General features: G+C 70.1%; 19 protein-coding genes. 12 read left to right on the top strand and 7 right to left on the bottom strand.

Going from position 1 to position 17,557, the window contains the following annotated elements:
* Positions 1–107 precede the first annotated feature (107 nt).
* Both DER72_RS02260 and DER72_RS02255 read left to right on the top strand, forming a co-directional pair.
* Positions 108–914 (top strand): M48 family metallopeptidase, encoded by an 807-nt coding sequence (locus DER72_RS02260; protein ID WP_110068393.1) that lies wholly within the window; start codon positions 108–110, stop codon positions 912–914.
* 52 nt (positions 915–966) lie between these two features.
* Positions 967–1,224 carry a hypothetical protein gene (locus DER72_RS02255; RefSeq protein WP_110068392.1) on the top strand — a complete coding sequence of 86 codons (258 nt, stop codon included), beginning with the start codon at positions 967–969 and terminating at the stop codon, positions 1,222–1,224.
* Positions 1,225–1,238: 14 nt separating this feature from the next.
* Here the strand turns inward: DER72_RS02255 and aroE are convergent, their stop codons facing one another.
* Genes aroE through DER72_RS02230 form a run of 5 tightly spaced genes read right to left on the bottom strand, consistent with a single transcriptional unit; the run spans position 1,239 to position 5,874 of the window.
* On the bottom strand, positions 1,239–2,051 hold the full coding sequence (gene aroE / locus DER72_RS02250) for a shikimate dehydrogenase (protein WP_110068391.1): 813 nt from the start codon (positions 2,049–2,051) through the stop codon (positions 1,239–1,241).
* Between the two features lie 13 nt (positions 2,052–2,064).
* Positions 2,065–2,994 carry an oxygen-dependent coproporphyrinogen oxidase gene (hemF, locus tag DER72_RS02245; RefSeq protein ID WP_110068390.1) on the bottom strand — a complete coding sequence of 310 codons (930 nt, stop codon included), beginning with the start codon at positions 2,992–2,994 and terminating at the stop codon, positions 2,065–2,067.
* A 38-nt stretch (positions 2,995–3,032) separates the two neighbouring features.
* Positions 3,033–3,590: an L-threonylcarbamoyladenylate synthase gene (locus DER72_RS02240; RefSeq protein ID WP_110068389.1), complete on the bottom strand. Its 558-nt coding sequence runs from the start codon at positions 3,588–3,590 to the stop codon at positions 3,033–3,035.
* Between the two features lie 52 nt (positions 3,591–3,642).
* Positions 3,643–4,755 carry a DNA-processing protein DprA gene (gene dprA / locus DER72_RS02235; protein WP_110068388.1) on the bottom strand — a complete coding sequence of 371 codons (1,113 nt, stop codon included), beginning with the start codon at positions 4,753–4,755 and terminating at the stop codon, positions 3,643–3,645.
* Between the two features lie 9 nt (positions 4,756–4,764).
* Positions 4,765–5,874, bottom strand: coding sequence for a LysM peptidoglycan-binding domain-containing protein (locus tag DER72_RS02230; protein WP_110068387.1), 1,110 nt, complete (start codon positions 5,872–5,874; stop codon positions 4,765–4,767).
* Positions 5,875–6,047: 173 nt separating this feature from the next.
* On the opposite strand from DER72_RS02230, the gene def reads away from it, so the two are divergent.
* From def to DER72_RS02195, 7 genes are all read left to right on the top strand, one after another.
* Complete coding sequence (gene def / locus DER72_RS02225) at positions 6,048–6,560, top strand: peptide deformylase (RefSeq protein WP_110068386.1); 513 nt, start codon at positions 6,048–6,050, stop codon at positions 6,558–6,560.
* 109 nt (positions 6,561–6,669) lie between these two features.
* A complete protein-coding gene (fmt, locus tag DER72_RS02220) occupies positions 6,670–7,674 on the top strand; it encodes a methionyl-tRNA formyltransferase (protein WP_110068385.1) in 1,005 nt (334 codons plus the stop codon).
* The gene (gene rsmB, locus DER72_RS02215; RefSeq protein ID WP_110068384.1) at positions 7,671–9,041 is read left to right on the top strand and encodes a 16S rRNA (cytosine(967)-C(5))-methyltransferase RsmB; all 1,371 of its coding nucleotides are present in this window, start codon (positions 7,671–7,673) and stop codon (positions 9,039–9,041) included. The genes fmt and rsmB overlap by 4 nt, the downstream gene beginning before the upstream one ends.
* A gap of 31 nt (positions 9,042–9,072) precedes the next feature.
* Positions 9,073–9,279 (top strand): dodecin, encoded by a 207-nt coding sequence (locus DER72_RS02210; RefSeq protein WP_110068383.1) that lies wholly within the window; start codon positions 9,073–9,075, stop codon positions 9,277–9,279.
* Positions 9,280–9,379: 100 nt separating this feature from the next.
* Positions 9,380–10,753, top strand: a complete 1,374-nt coding sequence (gene trkA, locus DER72_RS02205; RefSeq protein WP_110068382.1) for a Trk system potassium transporter TrkA — start codon at positions 9,380–9,382, stop codon at positions 10,751–10,753.
* 13 nt (positions 10,754–10,766) lie between these two features.
* Positions 10,767–12,215 (top strand): TrkH family potassium uptake protein, encoded by a 1,449-nt coding sequence (locus tag DER72_RS02200; protein ID WP_110068381.1) that lies wholly within the window; start codon positions 10,767–10,769, stop codon positions 12,213–12,215.
* A gap of 66 nt (positions 12,216–12,281) precedes the next feature.
* A complete protein-coding gene (locus DER72_RS02195; protein WP_110068380.1) occupies positions 12,282–13,526 on the top strand; it encodes a TraB/GumN family protein in 1,245 nt (414 codons plus the stop codon).
* 152 nt (positions 13,527–13,678) lie between these two features.
* Here the strand turns inward: DER72_RS02195 and DER72_RS02190 are convergent, their stop codons facing one another.
* Positions 13,679–14,497 carry a tRNA-uridine aminocarboxypropyltransferase gene (locus DER72_RS02190; protein ID WP_110068379.1) on the bottom strand — a complete coding sequence of 273 codons (819 nt, stop codon included), beginning with the start codon at positions 14,495–14,497 and terminating at the stop codon, positions 13,679–13,681.
* A 54-nt stretch (positions 14,498–14,551) separates the two neighbouring features.
* Positions 14,552–15,289, bottom strand: a complete 738-nt coding sequence (locus DER72_RS02185; protein ID WP_110068575.1) for an NAD-dependent deacylase — start codon at positions 15,287–15,289, stop codon at positions 14,552–14,554.
* On the opposite strand from DER72_RS02185, the gene DER72_RS02180 reads away from it, so the two are divergent.
* Genes DER72_RS02180 through DER72_RS02170 form a run of 3 tightly spaced genes read left to right on the top strand, consistent with a single transcriptional unit; the run spans position 15,182 to position 17,415 of the window.
* Entirely contained in the window at positions 15,182–16,075 is an 894-nt protein-coding gene (locus DER72_RS02180; RefSeq protein WP_146209029.1) for a phosphate/phosphite/phosphonate ABC transporter substrate-binding protein, read from the top strand. The genes DER72_RS02185 and DER72_RS02180 overlap by 108 nt on opposite strands.
* 10 nt (positions 16,076–16,085) lie before the next feature.
* Positions 16,086–16,889 carry a phosphonate ABC transporter ATP-binding protein gene (gene phnC, locus DER72_RS02175; RefSeq protein WP_110068377.1) on the top strand — a complete coding sequence of 268 codons (804 nt, stop codon included), beginning with the start codon at positions 16,086–16,088 and terminating at the stop codon, positions 16,887–16,889.
* Positions 16,846–17,415, top strand: a complete 570-nt coding sequence (locus DER72_RS02170; protein ID WP_110068376.1) for an ABC transporter permease — start codon at positions 16,846–16,848, stop codon at positions 17,413–17,415. Before phnC ends, DER72_RS02170 begins: the two co-directional genes overlap by 44 nt.
* Positions 17,416–17,557 lie beyond the last annotated feature (142 nt).

Below are 17,557 nucleotides of genomic sequence, written 5' to 3'. Positions count from 1 at the left end.
CATTCGGTTGACCTTGCAGGCATTCCGGGTATCTTGTGGCGAACCTTGTGGCGCCGTCCAGCGTCATACCGCACTGAGACGAACATGACTGGTCACAGGAGACCCCCATGCGCTGGTTCCACTTCCTCACCGTTGGCGTGCTCAGCCTCAGTCTGACCGCCTGTGCCACCTCTCCCACCGGTCGCCAGCAGCTCACCCTGGTCTCCGATGCCCAGCTCAACCAGATGGGCGCCCAGGCCTTCGAGCAGTACCAGCAGGACCTGCCCCAGGCCGGCGCCGCCGAGCAGCGCTATGCCCAGTGCATCGCCGACGCCATCGTCACTGCGCTGCCGGCGGAGCAGCAGCGCTCACAGAACTGGCAGATTCGCGTCTTCGAGTCGGAGCAGGCCAACGCCTTCGCCCTGCCGGGCGGCTACATGGGGATCAATACGGGCCTGCTGAACGTCGCCCGGACCCAGGAGCAGGTCGCGGCGGTCGTCGGCCACGAGATCGGCCACGTGCTGGCCCGTCACGCCAACGAGCGGGTCTCCACCCAGACCGCCACCCAGCTCGGCCTCTCCGTGCTCTCCTCGGCCTCCGGCATGCAGGGCCCGGGGGGCCAGCAGATGATGGGTGCCCTGGGCCTCGGCGCCCAGTACGGTGTGCTGCTGCCCTTCTCCCGGCGCCACGAGAGCGAGGCCGACGTGATCGGCCTGCGCCTGATGGCGGATGCCGGCTTCGACCCCCGCGAGAGCGTCACCCTGTGGGAGAACATGGAGGCCGCCGGCGGCGGCGCCCGCCCGCCCGCCTGGATGTCCACCCACCCCAGCCAGGGCCAGCGCATGGCCGGCTTGCAGGCCAACATGCCCGAGGCGGTGGCACGCTTCGAGCAGGCGCGACAGGCGGGACGCACGCCGAACTGCCCGCGCCCCTAGGCAACACTGATTCGTTGCTGCGCTCGAAACCCTACGGCTTGTTGGAAAGCGAATGCTGAGACTTGGACTGCTGCTGTTGATTGCCCCCATCCTGCTGCTGATGGGGGTCTACTTCTGGGAACTGTCGGACGTGCGCGAGTGCACCTACGCCGGCGGTTACTGGGACTACCTGGAGGGGGTGTGCCGCGACACGCCCCAACCCTTCGTCTCCTGGCTGCAGCGCTACCCGTGGCTGGTCAACGGCGGCATGCTGCTGTCGGTGATCGGCATGGGGCTGTGCATGGTGGGGCTATACGTAAAGAGACGCTGAGGGCGAGGTCGAGACTATAGCGACGCCCTGAGTGTCTCCAGCACCGGGGCAGTGTCGGGGCGCCTGCCGCGCCACTGGAAGAAGGACTCCGCAGCCTGCTCCACCAGCATGCCGAGGCCGTCGACGGGCCGGGCGCCGCGGGCCTCGGCCCAGCGCAGGAACACCGTGGGCTCGGCGCCGTACATCATGTCGTAGGCGGTAGCACCCTCTGAAAAGAGGTCGTCAGGCAGCGGCGGCAGGTCCCCGGCTAGGCTCGCGCTGGTGCCGTTGATCACCACATCGAAGGGACCGGCCACGGCATCGAAGCCGCCGCCCGTGATCGTGCCCAGCTCGCGGAAGTCGGCGGCCAGGGCGCGGGCCTTGGCCGCCGTGCGGTTGGCCACGACCAGGCTCGCCGGCCTCTCGGCCAGCAGCGGCTCCAGCACCCCGCGCACCGCGCCGCCGGCGCCCAGCACCAGGATGCGGGCGCCGGCCAGGGTCACGCCGTGGCGCACGAGGTCGCGCACCAGCCCCACCCCGTCGGTGGTATCGCCATAGGTCAGGCCGTTCTTTCCCAGCACCAGGGTGTTCACCGCCCCGGCGCGCCGGGCGCGCTGGCTCAGGGTGTCGCAGAGGCGAAAAGCCTCCTCCTTAAAGGGCACGGTGACGTTGGCGCCGCGCCCGCCCTCGGCGGTGAAGCGCCGCCAGGCACCGGCGAAGTCGTCCAGGGGCGCCTCGATGGCGGTGTACTCCATGGCCTGGCCGGTCTGGGCGGCGAAGGCAGCGTGGATGGCCGGCGACTTCGAATGGGCCACCGGGTGGCCGAAGACGCAGTAGCGGTCGGTCATGGTCACTCCTTGATCAGTCATCGAGACCCGCCTCGCCCAGCCAGTCCCGAGGGCGCAGGTACTCGTCGTAGAGCAGCGCCTCGGGGCTGCCGGGTTCCGGCGTCCAGGCATACTCCCAGCGCGCCAGGGGCGGCATCGACATCAGGATCGACTCGGTGCGCCCGCCGCTCTGCAGCCCGAACAGGGTGCCGCGGTCCCACACCAGGTTGAACTCCACGTAGCGGCCGCGGCGATAGAGCTGGAAGTCGCGCTCGCGCTCGCCCCAGGGGGTCTCGCGGCGGCGCCGCACGATGGGCAGGTAGGCCTCGAGGAAGGCGTCGCCCACGGCGCGCTGGAAGGCGAAGCACTGCGCAAAGCCCCCCTCGTTGAGGTCGTCGAAGAAGAGCCCGCCGACGCCGCGGGTCTCGTCGCGGTGCTTGAGATAGAAGTAGTCGTCGCACCACGCCTTGTAGCGCGGATAGGCGTCGTCGCCGAAGGGCGCGCACGCAGCACGGGCAACGCGGTGCCAGTGCACCACGTCCTCGAACACCGGGTAGTAGGGGGTCAGGTCGAAGCCGCCGCCGAACCACCAGACGGGCGCCTCCCCCGCCTTCTCGGCGATGAAGAAGCGCACGTTGCCGTGGCTGGTGGGCACGTGGGGGTTCTCGGGATGCAGCACCCAGGAGACCCCCACCGCGTGGAAGCTGCGGCCGGCCAGCTCCGGCCGGGCGGCCGTGGCCGAGGGGGGCAGGCGCTCGCCGAAGACGTGGGAGAAGTTGACCCCGCCCTTCTCGAACACCCGGCCGTGCTCGATCACCCGGGAGCGCCCGCCGCCCCCCTCGGGGCGTTCCCAGGCGTCCTCACGGAAGCCCGCGCCGCCATCCTCGGCGGCGAGGGCCGCACAGAGGCGCTCCTGAAGGTCGAGCAGGTAGGTCTTGACGTCGTCGAGTCGGGCGTGGGCCAAGGCGATCTCCTCGAGGCCGGGCGGGTGAATGTCGGGAATCAGGCGCGCATCAGCTGGCCGGTGACCAGATCGCGGATGGTGCTGGGCCGCTCGAGGCCGCCGAGCTCCCCCTCAACGATGGCATCGAGCCCATCGCCGAAGACCCCGCGGACCTCCTCGGCGCTCATGGCCGGCGGCTCGCTGGCAATGTTGGCCGAGGTGGAAACGATGGGCCCACCGAAGGCCTCGCACAGGGCCACCACCAGGGGATGGGCACTCACCCTCAGCGCCACCCTGTCGTGGCCGCCACGGACCAGACCATGGCTGCGGCCGTTGTCGGGCACCAGCCAGGTATTGGGTCCCGGCCAGCTGGCTGCCAGCGGCGAGTGGAGCTCCAGGGGCAGCCCCTCGAGCCAGGGGGCGAACTGGGCGATGCTGGCCGCCACCAGGATCACCCCCTTGGCGGGATCACGCTGCTTGAGGCGCAGCAGCCTCGCCAGGGCCTCGTCGTTGTCCGGATCGCAGCCGAGCCCCCACACGGCCTCGGTGGGATAGGCGATCACTCCACCACGGTGCAGGGCGACAACGGCATGGGCGATCTGACTGGCCTGGCTCATGGGAACTCCTCGGCGGTGGGCAGGCTGGGCTGATGAATGGCCGGGGATTCTATCACGCCCCCGAGAGGCGCACCCAGCCGCCGGCGGCGTGAGCCACCCGCCCCTCCAGTTCGAGTTCCAGTAGGCGCCGCTGGCACTCGGCGATGCCCAGTCCCGAGAGGCCCACCAGGGTATCCACCGGCGTCGGCTGGCCGCTCAGCCAGCGCAGCAGCGGCTCGCCGGACGCGGCGCCCTCCTCCGCCGGGAGCGGGTCTGCTGGCACCCGGGGGCTCGCGGCGGGCAGCCACTGGGTCAGCTCGGCGACGATATCGTCGACCTCGCGTACCAGCACGGCCCCGTCACGGATCAGCCGCAGGCAGCCCCGGGCCTGGGGGTTGTGGATGGAGCCCGGCAGCGCGAAGACCTCGCGGCCCTGCTCGGCGGCCAGGCGGGCGCTGACCAGGGAGCCGCTGCGCTCGGCCGCCTCTACCACCAGCACGCCGAAGGAGAGCCCGGTAACGATGCGGTTGCGCCGGGGAAAGAAGGCCGGCCGCGCCGGAGTGCCGGGCGGATGCTCGGAGAGCAGCAGGCCACCCGGCTCGCGCAGTCGCGCGTGCAACCGGTGGTGGCGCGGCGGGTAGACCACATCGACGCCGCAGCCGAGCACCGCGGCGCTGGCACCGCCGGCGTCCAGCGCCGCCTGCTGGGCGGCGGCGTCGATGCCCAGCGCCATGCCGCTGACCACGCACCAGCCGCGCCCGGCGAGCTCCCGGGCGAAGGCGGCGGCATTGGTCAGCCCCTCGCGGGTGGCCCGCCGGGCTCCCACCATGGCCAGGCGCGGCGGTTCGAGCGCGGCCAGGTCGCCCCAGGCCCACAGCAGGGGTGGCGGATCGGGGATCTCGGCGAGCAGGGTCGGCCAGCGAGGATGACCGGGGTGGAGCAGGTGACGATCGGGGGCCGCGGCGAGCCACGCCTCGGCCCGGTCGATCTCAACCGTCAGCGGGCTGCGCCCGGGATGGTCGAGCCACAGGCGCAGCGCCGTGGCGGCCTCCCGGGGCAGCAGCGCCAGCCAGCCATCGGGCCATGCGGTGGCCGTGGCCGCCAGTTCGGCCAGCCGCGCACCGCCCAGGCCCGGCAGCCTGGAGAGGGCCAGCCACTCGCGAGCGCCGGGCCGCTGGGCAGGCATGCGGCTGCCTCAGCGCAGGGTGGCGCCCAGGGCGCGCTCGGGGCTGTGCACGCGATCCCCCACCGAGAGCGAGCGGCTGGCCTTCATCACCAGGCCATAGCTCATCTTTTCGTAGGGCTGGAACACCATCACCAGGCCGGCGTCCTCACCGGGCAGGCGCAGCGACTCGCCGGTGCGCGGGTCGCTGACCAGCTCGCCGCGCTGCTCGACCATCAGCACGTGGCCGGGCTCGAGGCCGTCGCGACGCCCGCGGTCCAGCGCCACCACCTGCAGGCGGCCGATGAACTGCACGCCCCCCGGCACCGCGAGGATGGTGCCCTCCACCTCGCGCTCCGGGGCGCGGGGGGTGAACTCGGTGACCAGGTCGCGGACCTCCAGGGGCATCACGATATCGTTGTTGCGCACCTCCTGGCGCGAGGATGTCACCTCCAGCACCACGATCTCCTCCTCCTGGCGCTCGCGGCGAGCCTGGCCGACGCTCTCCAGCTCCAGGCCGAGCAGCTCGCCACTGGCGGGGTCCATGAAGCGCTCGCCGACACGGTAGAAGCCGACCCGACCGCTGCCCTCCACCTCCCCGCGGGCATAGAGGCGATCTCCTACGCCGCTCATCAGGCGCCGATCGTCGCCGCCGATCACGTAGGCCAGCTCGTCGAGGGCGTCGGGGTCGTCGACGATGCGGTGGTCGCGCAGGAAGTGGCGGATCGCCTCCAGCGGAATCGGCTCGATCGCCTCGCGGTGGGGGATGGTGCGCATCTCCGGAGAGAGCCGCACCTGGCCCTGGCCGCGCTCCAGCCCCAGGCAGGGACGCCCGTTGCAGTCATAGAGGTAGATGACGTCGCCCGGGTAGATCAGGTGGGGGTTGCGGATCTGCGGGTTGACCTGCCACACCTCGGGCCACTGCCAGGGGTGCTGGAGAAAGCGCCCGGAGATGTCCCACAGGGTATCGCCACGCACCACCGTGTAGCGGTCCGGGGCATCGCCGCGCAGGCCATCGTCCCAGGAGAGCCCCTGGGCCAGAGCCTTGCCGGCCAGCCCCCCCAGCGCCAGCGCCACGCCGAGCACCAGCGCCGCCCTGCCTGGCCAGCGGCGCCGCACCTTGCCCTCTTTCGTCTGTTTCATCCCTGCTCTCCCCGCGTCGTTTGCCTGGCCCTGACGCGCTCTCATCGAACCCGGCCGGCATGCTATAGTCTTAGGTTATCGACGTGATGCGCATTCGGCGGTTTCTCCACCGAACGCACCCCTCTAGAATAGTGTCATTCTGTAAATGACAGCATAACGGTGAAACCAACGCCATGGCCAAATTACCGATCCTCGAATTCCCCGACGAGCGGCTGCGCACCAGGGCGGCGCCGGTGGAGACGGTCGACGACGAGGTCCGTCAACTGGTCGACGACATGCTCGAGACCATGTACGACGCCCGCGGCATCGGGCTGGCTGCGACCCAGGTGAACGTCCACCGCCGGGTGATCGTGATGGATGTCAGCGACGCCCAGGACAAGCCGCTGGTGCTGATCAATCCCGAGGTCACCCCGATCGGCGATGAACGGGACCTCATGAGCGAGGGCTGTCTGTCGATTCCCGAGTACTACGCCGAGGTGCCCCGCGCGCTCAAGGTGCACCTCAAGGCACTGGACCGCGACGGCAAGCCCTACGAGCTCGAGGCCGACGGTCTGCTGGCCCATTGCATCCAGCACGAACACGACCACCTCGAGGGGGTGCTGTTCGTCGACTACCTCTCGCCGCTCAAGCGCGACCGGGTGATGAAGAAGATGCAGAAGCGCCACAAGCTGATGCAGCCCGCCTGATTCCTCCGCGAGCTCCCCCCGGAAGGCCGACGCCATGGCGTCGGCCTTCGTCGTTTGCAGCCGGCTCCGTTATCATTGAGGTCATCCACTCCCCGGCCAGGCACGAACCATGTCCCGACCCCACGACTCTCACTCCCTCAGCGTCATCTTCGCCGGCACGCCCGACTTCGCCGCCGAGAGTCTGCAGGCGCTGCTGGACAGCCGCCATCGCGTCATCGCCGTCTACACCCAGCCGGACCGCCCCGCGGGCCGCGGCCGCAAGCTGACGCCAAGCCCGGTCAAGCGTCTCGCCCTCGAGCATGGGCTGCCGGTCCATCAGCCGGAGACCCTCAGGGCCCCCGAGGCCCAGGCCGAGCTCGCCGCCCTGGACGCCGACCTCATGGTGGTGGTGGCCTACGGGCTGATCCTGCCCGGGGAGGTGCTGGAGATCCCGCGGCTGGGCTGCCTCAACGTCCACGCCTCGCTGCTGCCCCGCTGGCGCGGTGCGGCCCCCATCCAGCGCGCCATCGAGGCCGGCGACGCCGAGAGCGGCGTGACCATCATGCAGATGGACGAGGGCCTCGACACCGGTGCCATGCTGCGGGTGCGGCGCACCCCGATCACCGCCACCACCACCGGCGGCGAGCTGCATGACACCCTGGCCGCGCTGGGCGGCGAGGCCATCGTCGAGGCGCTGGACGCCCTGGCAGGCCCGGGCCTTGCGGCCACGCCCCAGCCCGAAGCCGGCGTCACCTATGCCGCCAAGCTCTCCAAGGCCGAGGCCGAACTCGACTTCCGCGAGCCGGCCGCGGCCCTGGCCGCCCGGGTCCGCGCCTTCAACCCCTGGCCGGTGGCCTGGTGCGCCTTCGACGGCGACCGCCTGCGCCTGCTGATAGCCGAGGCGACCGGGCTCAGCGAAGGCGAGGCGCCCGCCGCGCCGGGCACCCTGCTCGACCACGACGGCGAGGCGCTGCGCATCGCCTGTGGCCCCGCGGGCGACCAGGTGCTGCGAGTGACCCAGGCCCAGCTGCCCGGCGGCAAGGCGCTGCCGGTGAGTGAGCTGCTGCGCGCCCGGGCCGATCGTTTCACGCCTGGCCTGTGCCTGGGCCACCACGATGAGGAGGCCTCCGCATGAGCCAGCCCCCCGAGCAGCGGCCCCGCGAACAGCGCCAGCGCAAGCGCGGACTGGAGAACGACGGCGGCCTGGCGGTACGCGCCGCTGCGGCCCGCGCCCTGGTGCCGGTGATCACCGGCAAGGGGTCGCTCAGCGGCCTCGACGACCACCAGGTGGTGGCCCGTGATCGCGCCCTGTTCAAGGCGCTCTGCTACGGCGCCTGCCGCACCCTGCCGCGTCTCGAGGCGCTGGCCGCCAAGCTGCTGGTCAAGTCCTTCAAGGTGCGCGATGCCGACGTCCAGGCGCTGCTGCTGCTGGGCATCCACCAGCAGCTCTACCTGCGCATCCCGGCCCACGCCGCGGTGGGCGAGACCGCCGGGGCGGCCCGCCTGCTTGGCAAGGAGTGGGCCACCCGGGTGCTCAATGGCTGCCTGCGCCGCCTGCAGCGCGAGGCCGCCGAGCTCCAGGCCGAGGTGGACCGCGACCCGGCGGTGGCGATGCTCCACCCCAAGTGGCTGCTCAAGGCACTGCGCCAGGCCTGGCCCGATGACTGGCGCGCCATCTGCGACGCCAATAACGCCCCAGGGCCCATGACGCTGCGTGTCAACCGCCGCCACGGCGACCGCGAGGCCTACCTGGACCGGCTGGCCGCGGCCGGCATCCAGGCGAGGCTCTGCCTGCACGCCCCGGACGGCATCACCCTGGAGACGCCCTGCGACGTCCAGCTGCTGCCGGGCTTCGCCGAGGGCCTCGTCAGCGTCCAGGACGAGGCCGCCCAGCTCACCAGCGTGCTGCTCGGCCCGGCCCTGGCGCCGCGTCCCGGCGCCCGGGTACTGGACGCCTGCTGCGCCCCGGGGGGCAAGACCAGCCACCTGCTGGAGCTGTTCGACATCGAGATGCATGCGGTGGACAGCGACGCCGAACGCCTGGCTCGGGTCGAGGACGCCCTGGGCCGGCTCGGCCTGGAGGCGCGCCTGGCCCACGGCGATGCCACCGCCCGCGACTGGTGGGACGGCGCGCCCTTCGATGCCATCCTGCTCGACGCCCCCTGCTCCGGCAGCGGCGTGATCCGTCGCCACCCCGACATCAAGCGTCTGCGCCGCCCCAGCGACATTCCGGCCCTGGCCGCCCTGCAGACCCGCCTGCTCGACAACCTCTGGCCGCTGCTGCGCGAAGGCGGCACCCTGCTCTACGCCACCTGTTCGGTGCTGCCGGAGGAGAACAGCGACCAGATCGCCGCCTTCCTCTCGCGCACCCCGGACGCGGAGATCACTACCCCCGGTGACGTGGCCTGGGGACGACCGGCGGGGGCCGGGCGCCAGCTGCTGCCGGAGATCGACAGCCACGACGGCTTCTTCTATGCCAGACTGAAGAAACGGCCGCAGTGAGCGGCCGACCACCACCCGCGCAGGAGGCATCATGAGCACCCATACCTACAAGCATATCGAGCTGACCGGTTCCTCCGAGGAGGGCATTCAGCAGGCCATCGAGAGCGCCATCGCCAAGGCCGGCGAGACCCTGCACGGCATGCGCTGGTTCGAGGTCATCGATACCCGCGGCCATCTGGAAAACGGCCGCGTGGCCCACTGGCAGGTCACCATCAAGGTCGGCTTCACCCTCGACTGATGGCGTGCTGTTCTTCTCCCCGCGGCTGGTTTAGGCTTGCCGCCATCCTGTTGCGGCGCACAAGAGGCGCCGCGCTCGCTGCCAGCGGACATCAGACTCCATGAAGATCATCATCCTCGGCGCCGGCCAGGTCGGCGGCACCCTGGCCGAACACCTGGCCCGGGAGGAGAACGACATCACCGTGGTGGACACCGACGGTGACAAGCTGCGCGAGCTGCACACCAAGCTCGACATCCGCACCGTGGTGGGGCCCGGCTCCTACCCCATGGTGCTGCGCCAGGCGGGCTGCGAGGACGCCGACATGCTGATCGCGGTGACCAGCCAGGACGAGGTCAACATGATCGCCTGCCAGGTCGCCCACACCCTCTTTCGCACCCCCACCAAGATCGCCCGGGTGCGCGCCACCGCCTACCTGACCCGCAAGGGGCTCTTCGCCCACGAGGCGGTGCCCATCGACGTGCTGATCAGCCCCGAGCAGGTGGTCACCGACCATATCCGCCGGCTGATCGAGCACCCCGGCGCCCTGCAGGTGCTGGAGTTCGCCGGCGGCCTGGTCCAGCTCGTCGCGGTCAAGGCGATCTACGGCGGCCCCCTGGTGGGTCAGGATCTCGCCTTCCTGCGCCGCCACATGCCCAGCGTGGATACCCGGGTCGCGGCCATCTACCGCCGCAACCGGCCGATCATCCCGCGCGGCGACACCGTGATCGAGGCCGACGACGAGGTCTTCTTCATCGCCGCCCGCCGCGACATCCGCGCGGTGATGAGCGAACTGCGCCGCCTCGACCGCGACTTCCGCCGGGTGGTGATCGCTGGCGGCGGCAACATCGGCGAGCGCCTCGCCGAGCACCTGGAGCACAGCCACCAGGTGAAGATCATCGAGCACAACCTGGAGCGCTGCACGGTGCTCTCCGAACGCCTCGACCGCACCGTGGTGCTGCACGGCAGCGCCACCAGCAAGCGGCTGCTGGAGGAGGAGAACATCGAGGAGTGCGACATCTTCTGTGCGCTGACCAACGACGACGAGGTCAACATCATGTCGTCGATGCTGGCCAAGCGCATGGGCGCCAAGAAGGTGCTGACGCTGATCAACAACGCCGCCTACGTGGACCTGGTCCAGGGCGGCGAGATCGACATCGCCATCTCGCCCCAGCAGGCCACCATCGGCAGCCTGCTGACCCACGTGCGACGCGGCGATTTCGTCAACGTCCACTCCCTGCGCCGCGGCGCGGCGGAGGCCATCGAGGCGATCGCCCACGGCGATACCCAGTCCTCGAAGGTGGTGGGCCGTGCCATCGGCGAGATCGAGCTGCCCCGGGGCACCACCATCGGCGCCATTGTGCGCGGCAAGGAGGTGCTGATCGCCCACGACGACGTGGTGGTGGAGTCCGGCGACCACCTGATCCTGTTCGTGATCGACAAGCGCCGCATCCGCGACGTGGAGCGGCTGTTCCAGGTCGGCCTGACCTTCTTCTGACGGGGAGTCATCGATGAGCCTGCGCATGATCCTGCGCATCCTGGGGCTGCTGCTGATGCTCTTCAGCCTGACCATGATGCCGCCGATCCTGATCTCGCTGCTGTTCGGCGACGGCCAGTGGGACGCCTTCGCGGTGGCCATCGCCATCACCGTGGCCACCGGCGCGCTGATGTACCTGCCCAACCGCCGCGCCCGCAAGGAGCTACGCACCCGCGATGGTTTCCTGATCGCCGCCCTGTTCTGGAGCGTGCTGGCGCTGTTCGGCTCGCTGCCGCTGATGCTCACCGGCGACTCGGCGCTCTCCATCACCGATGCGGTCTTCGAGTCCTTCTCGGGGCTGACCACCACCGGGGCCACGGTGATCACCGGCATCGAGACCCTGCCTGAGTCGATCCGCTACTACCGCCAGCAGCTGCAGTGGCTGGGCGGCATGGGGATCGTGGTACTGGCCGTGGCGATCCTGCCGACGCTCGGCGTCGGCGGCATGGCCCTCTACCGCACCGAGATCCCGGGGCCTCTCAAGGACTCCAAGCTCACCCCGCGCATCACCGAGACCGCCAAGGCGCTGTGGTACATCTACGCCGCCCTGACCGTCACCTGCATGCTGGCCTACATGGCCGCCGGCATGAACTGGTTCGACGCCCTGGGCCATAGCTTCTCCACCGTGGCCATCGGCGGCTTCTCCACCTACGACGGCAGCATCGGCCACTTCGACAGCGCCGTGATCGAGATGATCTGCATGTTCTTCCTGATCGTCTCCGCGGTGAGCTTCAGTCTGCACTTCGTGGCCTGGCGCCAGCGCAGCGTGACCCACTACTTCCAGGACCCCGAGGCGCGCTTCCTGCTGCTCTTCCTGCTGGGCCTGGCGGTGATCACCGTGGTCTCCCTGTGGCTCACCGAGACCTACGGCACCGAGCGGGGCCTGCGCCACGGCATCTTCCAGGTGGTCTCGGTGGCCACCACCGCCGGCTTCGGCGTAGCCGACTTCTCGGCCTGGCCGGGGGCGCTGCCCTTCCTGCTCTTCATGGCCGCCTTCGTCGGCGGCTGCTCCGGCTCCACCGGCGGCGGCATGAAGGTGATCCGCATCATCCTGATCCTCAAGCAGGGGATGCGCGAGGTGATGCGCCTGATCCACCCCAACGCGGTGATCGCCGTGAAGGTGGGCAAGGTGAGCGTGCCGGACGGCATCGCCCAGGCGGTATGGGGCTTCTTCTCGGTCTACGTGATGCTCTTCTTCCTGATGCTGGTGGGGGTGATGGCCACCGGCGTCGACCAGGTCACCGCCTGGTCCACCGTCGCCTCGGCCCTCAACAACCTGGGCCCGGCACTCGGCGAGGCCTCCGGCCACTACGGCGACCTGCCGACCCTGGCCAAGTGGATCCTGGTGGTCGCCATGCTGCTCGGCCGCCTGGAGATCTTCACCGTGCTGGTGCTGTTTACCCCCGCCTTCTGGCGGCGCTGAGGCGGATTTGGCCGGCACGGGTCCATCGTGGATAATCGACGCCTCACCCTTTCAGATCGAGCCTCCATGACCGACCCTCAGGACACTGCGATCCAGCCCGGCGCGGACCTCGCCACCAGCGGGCCCCGCCGCGTCATCCAGCTCGGCGAGACCCGCTACACCCTGCTGGGCACCGCCCACGTCTCCGCCGAGAGCGCCGATGACGTGCGCGCCCTGATCCGCTCCGGCGAATTCGACGCCGTGGCCATCGAGCTGTGCGACTCTCGCCACCACAGCCTCGACAACCCCGACGCCCTGAACAACCAGGACCTGTTCGAGATCTTCCGCCAGGGCAAGGCGGGCATGGTCGCGGCGAGCCTGGCGCTGGGCGCCTTCCAGCAGCGCGTGGCCGAACAGTCGGGCATCGAACCCGGTGCCGAGATGCGCGCCGCCCTGGAAGAGAGCCGCCAGGCCGAACTGCCGCTGCTGCTGATCGACCGCGACGTGGGCGTCACTCTCAAGCGCATCTACCACAACGTCCCCTGGTGGCAGCGCTTCTCGCTGTTCTCGGGGCTGCTGGGCAGCGTGCTGTCGCGCCAGGACGTCTCCGCCGAGGAGATCGAGCGACTCAAGGAGGGCGATGTCCTGGAGTCCACCTTCAGCGAGTTCGCCGCCGAGTCCGAGACCCTCTACACGCCGCTGATCAGCGAGCGCGACCGCTACATGGTGCTGCGCCTGGCGGAAGAGGCCCCGCCGGGGCGCTACCGGAATGTGCTGGTGGTGATCGGTGCCGGCCACCTGAAGGGCATGGCCGAGGAGTTCGAGACGCCGCTGCCCGAGGCGCCCACGGCGGAGCGCGAGGCGCTGGAGGAGACCCCGCCGCCTTCGAAGCTGTGGCGAGCGCTACCCTGGCTGGTCACCGTCCTGGTGCTGACCGGCTTCGCCATCGGCTTCTCGCGCAATACCGAGCTGGGCTGGCAGCTCGTCGGCGAGTGGTTCCTGATCAACGGCGTGCTCTCGGCGGCGGCCACCCTGGTGGCCCTGGCGCATCCGCTGACCGTGGCGGCCACCTTCTTCGCCGCCCCGCTCACCTCGCTCAACCCCACCATCGGAGCCGGCTTCGTGGCCGCCGGGGTCGAGCTCTACCTGCGCAAGCCCAAGGTGCGCGACTTCTCGACATTGCGCCACGACGTCACCGAGCTGAAGGGCTGGTGGCGCAACCGCGTCTCGCGCACCCTGCTGGTCTTCATGCTGGCCACCCTGGGCTCCGCCGCCGGCACCTGGGTCGCGGGCTTCCGTATCGCCGGCGCCCTGTTCGGCAGCTCGCCTTGATCACGCCAGGAGCCCCTAAGGCCCGGGGCTGACCTGGCGACAAGCCTGCGAGGAGGCGCTGTGAATACCTCCATGTACGCTACCGACGCCATCCATGGCGTAGGACCTCCTCTACGGCTTGTCCCCAGCGCCCCTAGCTTTGCGTTATAGCGCTATCCCTTTCGCTCCAGCAGCCGCCGCATCGCCGCCGTCGGCGCTTCGATCTTCTCGAAGCGCCGGCTGGCGGCGTAGCTCTCGTTGAAGGCGTCGAAGTAGTCGTCCAGGGCCTGGGCGGCCGAGTCGTCGCCCCCCTGGAGCAGCAGTTCGGCGGCCACCTCGGCGGTACACAGATGGGCCGCGGAGGCCGGCTTGCGCAGCCGGTAGCGGGTCAGCCGCTCGCTGTGCAGCGGCAGCACCGGCAGCCGGTCGAGGTAGGGGCTCTTGCGGAAGATGCGCCGCGCCTGGCGCCAGGTGCCGTCCAGCAGCACGTAGACCGGCGTACGCCCGGCGGCCTTGGCCTCGGCCACGGCATCGATGCCCACCACCCGCTCGGCGTAGTCCGGCTGGTCGTCGGGGAAGATCACGAAGGGGGCGTAGCGGGGGTCCTCCAGCAGCGCCAGCAGCCGCGCGTCCGGCGCGGTGCGATACCAGGTGAAGACCTCGGTGTCCGGCAGCACGTCGCGGATCAGCCGCCCGGTGTTGGTGGGCTTGTGGTGCTCCATGGGGTGGGTCAGCAGCCACACCCGCGCCTCGCTCTCGGCCCTCACCGCATAGGGACAGAGGCAGTTGAGCTCGGGCAGGTGGCAGCCCGGGCAGCGCGCAACGAAGCTGCCCCGGGCCTTGAACTCGCGCCGCGGCGGCCGCGGATGACCGGTGGCGGGGTCATGGGAAAGCCCGGTTCCGGGGTCATGGGAAAGCCCGGTTCCGGGGTCATGGGAAAGCGCCCCGTCCAGAGGACGCTCGGCACAGGTGTCAGGGCTGTCGTGCTGCATGGCGGCTACCGCATGGAAAGAGGCGCCGCATTCTAGCACCTCCGCCGGCGCCCTTCAGGAGGCCAGCAGCGTCTCCGGCACCCAGAGCCGCCCCTCTCGCTTCCAGTGGCGCACCAGCGCCGGCACTCCCTTCCCGGCGGGCTGGCTGAGCCGGGTCACCCCGGGCGGCGCCAGCGCCTCGGCCTCGGGGTCCACCAGCACGCAGGGGGCGTCGTAGGGCGCGTACTGCAGCAGCGAGGCCGCCGGCATCACGGCAAGCGAGGTGCCCACCACCAGCAGCAGGTCCGCCTCGCTGACCAGCTCGCAGGCCTCACCGAAGTGGGGCACCTCCTCGCCGAACCAGACCACGTCGGGCCGCAGCTGGCTGCCCTTGTCGCAGATGTCGCCCAGTTCGATGCCGCCCCGGGGCAGCGGATAGTGCATGCGGCGGTCCACCGTGGAGCGCGCCTTGAGAAGCTCGCCGTGCAGGTGCAGCACGTGGCGGGAGCCGGCCCGCTCATGCAGGTCGTCGATATTCTGGGTGATGATGCTGACCCGGAAGCCCTGCTTCTCCAGCGCCGCCAGCGCCTTGTGAGCGGCATTGGGGCGCGCCTGGCGCACCTGCTCGCGGCGCGCATTGTAGAACGCCAGCACCCGGGCCGGGTCCCGCCGCCAGGCACCGGGCGTTGCCACCTCCTCCACCGGATGATCCGCCCAGAGGCCATCCTCGGCGCGGAAGGTCTGGATACCGCTCTCGGCACTGATCCCCGCTCCGGTGAACACCACCAGATGCGGCGCGCGCTGTTCTGCCATCGACTCTCTCCGCTCGGGGCATCTGAACTACCTGGGCTGAAAATACCACCTGCGGCCGGCTCAGGACCACACGAGGGCTTCGTCGGCGAGGTCGAGTCCCGGCTCGGCGTGACGGTGGAGTTCTTCCCGGTGGGCAACCGCACCACCGCCATCAACGCACTGCGCTTCGAACAGGTCGATATCGTGCTGGCCGGCCCCTCCGAGTACGTGCTGATGGCCGAACGGGCCGAGGGCACCAGGCCGATCACCGCCATCGTGCGCCCCGAGTACTACTCGGTGTTCATCGCGCCCACCGACAGCGGCATCGAGAGCCTCGAGGACCTCAAGGGCAAGCACGTGGCCATGAAGGACCACGGCTCCACCACCGGGCACATCATGCCCAGCTACATGCTGAGCCAGGCCGGCCTGGACATCGACCGCGACCTGCGCATCTCGCTGCTGGACGGCGCCCGCATGCAGGCCCTGGCCTCCGGCGAGGTGGATGCCGTCGGCACCGGCGTGCGCGACTTTGCCCCCTTCGCTGCCCAGCACGGCGAGGAGAACTACCGCATCATCGAGCGCGGTCAGGACATGCCGGGTGACCCCATGGTGGCCGGCCCGCACATCTCCGCCGAGTGCATCAGCGAGATGCAGGAGGCCTTCATGAACGATCCGGACGGCCTGCTGCAGGCGATCCTCGCTCCGGGCGAGCGCGACAAGTACCTGGGCGCCGAGATGGTGCTGGTGGACGACAGCGCCTACGACATGGTGCGCGAATCCTACGCCCTGCTGGGCCTCTCCGACTGATGGAGCATCCATGCAGCTAAGCATCGACAACCTCACCAAGGTCTATCCGGACGGGACCCGCGCCCTCGACGGGCTGTCGTTCGACGTCAGCCCCGGCGAAGGCGTGGTCATCCTCGGCCATAACGGCTGCGGCAAGTCGACGCTGATGAAGTGCCTGACCGGCCTGGAGCGCCCCACCTCGGGGCGCCTCAGCCTGGCCGGCGTCGACCTCACCTCGGCATCGCGTCGCGAGCTACGGCCCCTGCGCCAGCGCATCGGCTGTGTCTTCCAGAAGTTCAACATGGTCGGCAACCTCTCGGTGCTGCAGAACGTGCTGTTCGGCCTGATGGGGCGCCGCGGCATCCTCGCCAGCCATGCCCTGACCGCCAGCCGGCAGTCACGCCAGGCGGCCATGGAGGCCCTGGAGCGGGTCGGCCTCGCCCACCTGGCGGCGCGCCGCACCGACACCCTCACCGGGGGCCAGCAGCAGCGCGTGGCCATCGCCCGCATGCTGATGCAGGACGCTGAGATCGTGCTGGCCGACGAGCCGGTGGCCAGCCTCGACCCCCGCGCGGGCCGCGAGGTGATGGAACTGCTCTGGTCGGTGGTGCGCGAGCGGAAAATGACCGTGCTCTGCGTGCTGCACCAGATCGAGCTCGCCCGGGAGTACGGCGAGCGGCTGATCGGCCTGCACGGCGGCCAGCTGGCCTTCGACCGCCCCGTCCGGCAGGTCAGCGATCTGGACCTGACCGAGCTCTATCAGACCCAACCGACCCTGGAGACCGAACCGGATGAACCAAGCGTCGTCCCGACACAGCGCCCCGCCCAGGCTTGAACGCCCCTCCCCCATCGCCTTTATCCTGCTGCTGGCCTTCGCGGCCTTCTTCATCAGCGGCTTCTCCAGCGCCAACATCCACTCGGATCGTCTGCTGCGCGGAGTGATGAACCTCGGCACCTTCTTCGGCGAGGCCCTGCCGCCAGACTTCGGCCGCTGGGACGTGATCGCCATGGCCATGCTGGAGACCTTCCAGATGGCCATCGTCGGCGTGGTGTTCGGGGTGATCCTGAGCCTGCCCATGGCGCTGCTCTGCGCCCGTAACACCAGCCCGCACCCGGTGGTCAGGGTGATCGCCCGCAATGTCGTCGCCACCCTGCGCACCGTGCCGGACCTGGTGTGGGCGCTGATCTTCGTGGTCGCCGTGGTGCTGGGCCTCGTCGGCGCCGGTGGCATCGGCGTGGAACTCTCCGCCGCCATGAGTTTGTTCCGCTACGATCAGGCCCTCACCGTGATCCTCGCCATCCTGGTGGTGGTGATCGGCGTGGAGCAGGTCAGCGCCTGGATTCGCAAGCGGGTGATCTGACGCCGCTCGCCAAGCCCACCTCCTCAGGCCGCCTTCGGGCGGTCTTTTTCATGGCTGATTACCCGGACCTTCCGGCCTGGTTACTCGATGCAGGCAACCAAAAAGGCCGGCGGGATATCCCGGCCGGCAAGCATCGAATCAG

The organism is Halomonas sp. A11-A, assembly GCF_003182195.1.
Lineage (GTDB): Bacteria > Pseudomonadota > Gammaproteobacteria > Pseudomonadales > Halomonadaceae > Halomonas > Halomonas alkalicola.
Note: the sequence above shows the minus strand (reverse complement) of the source record. Positions and strands in the feature narration are given on the sequence as shown.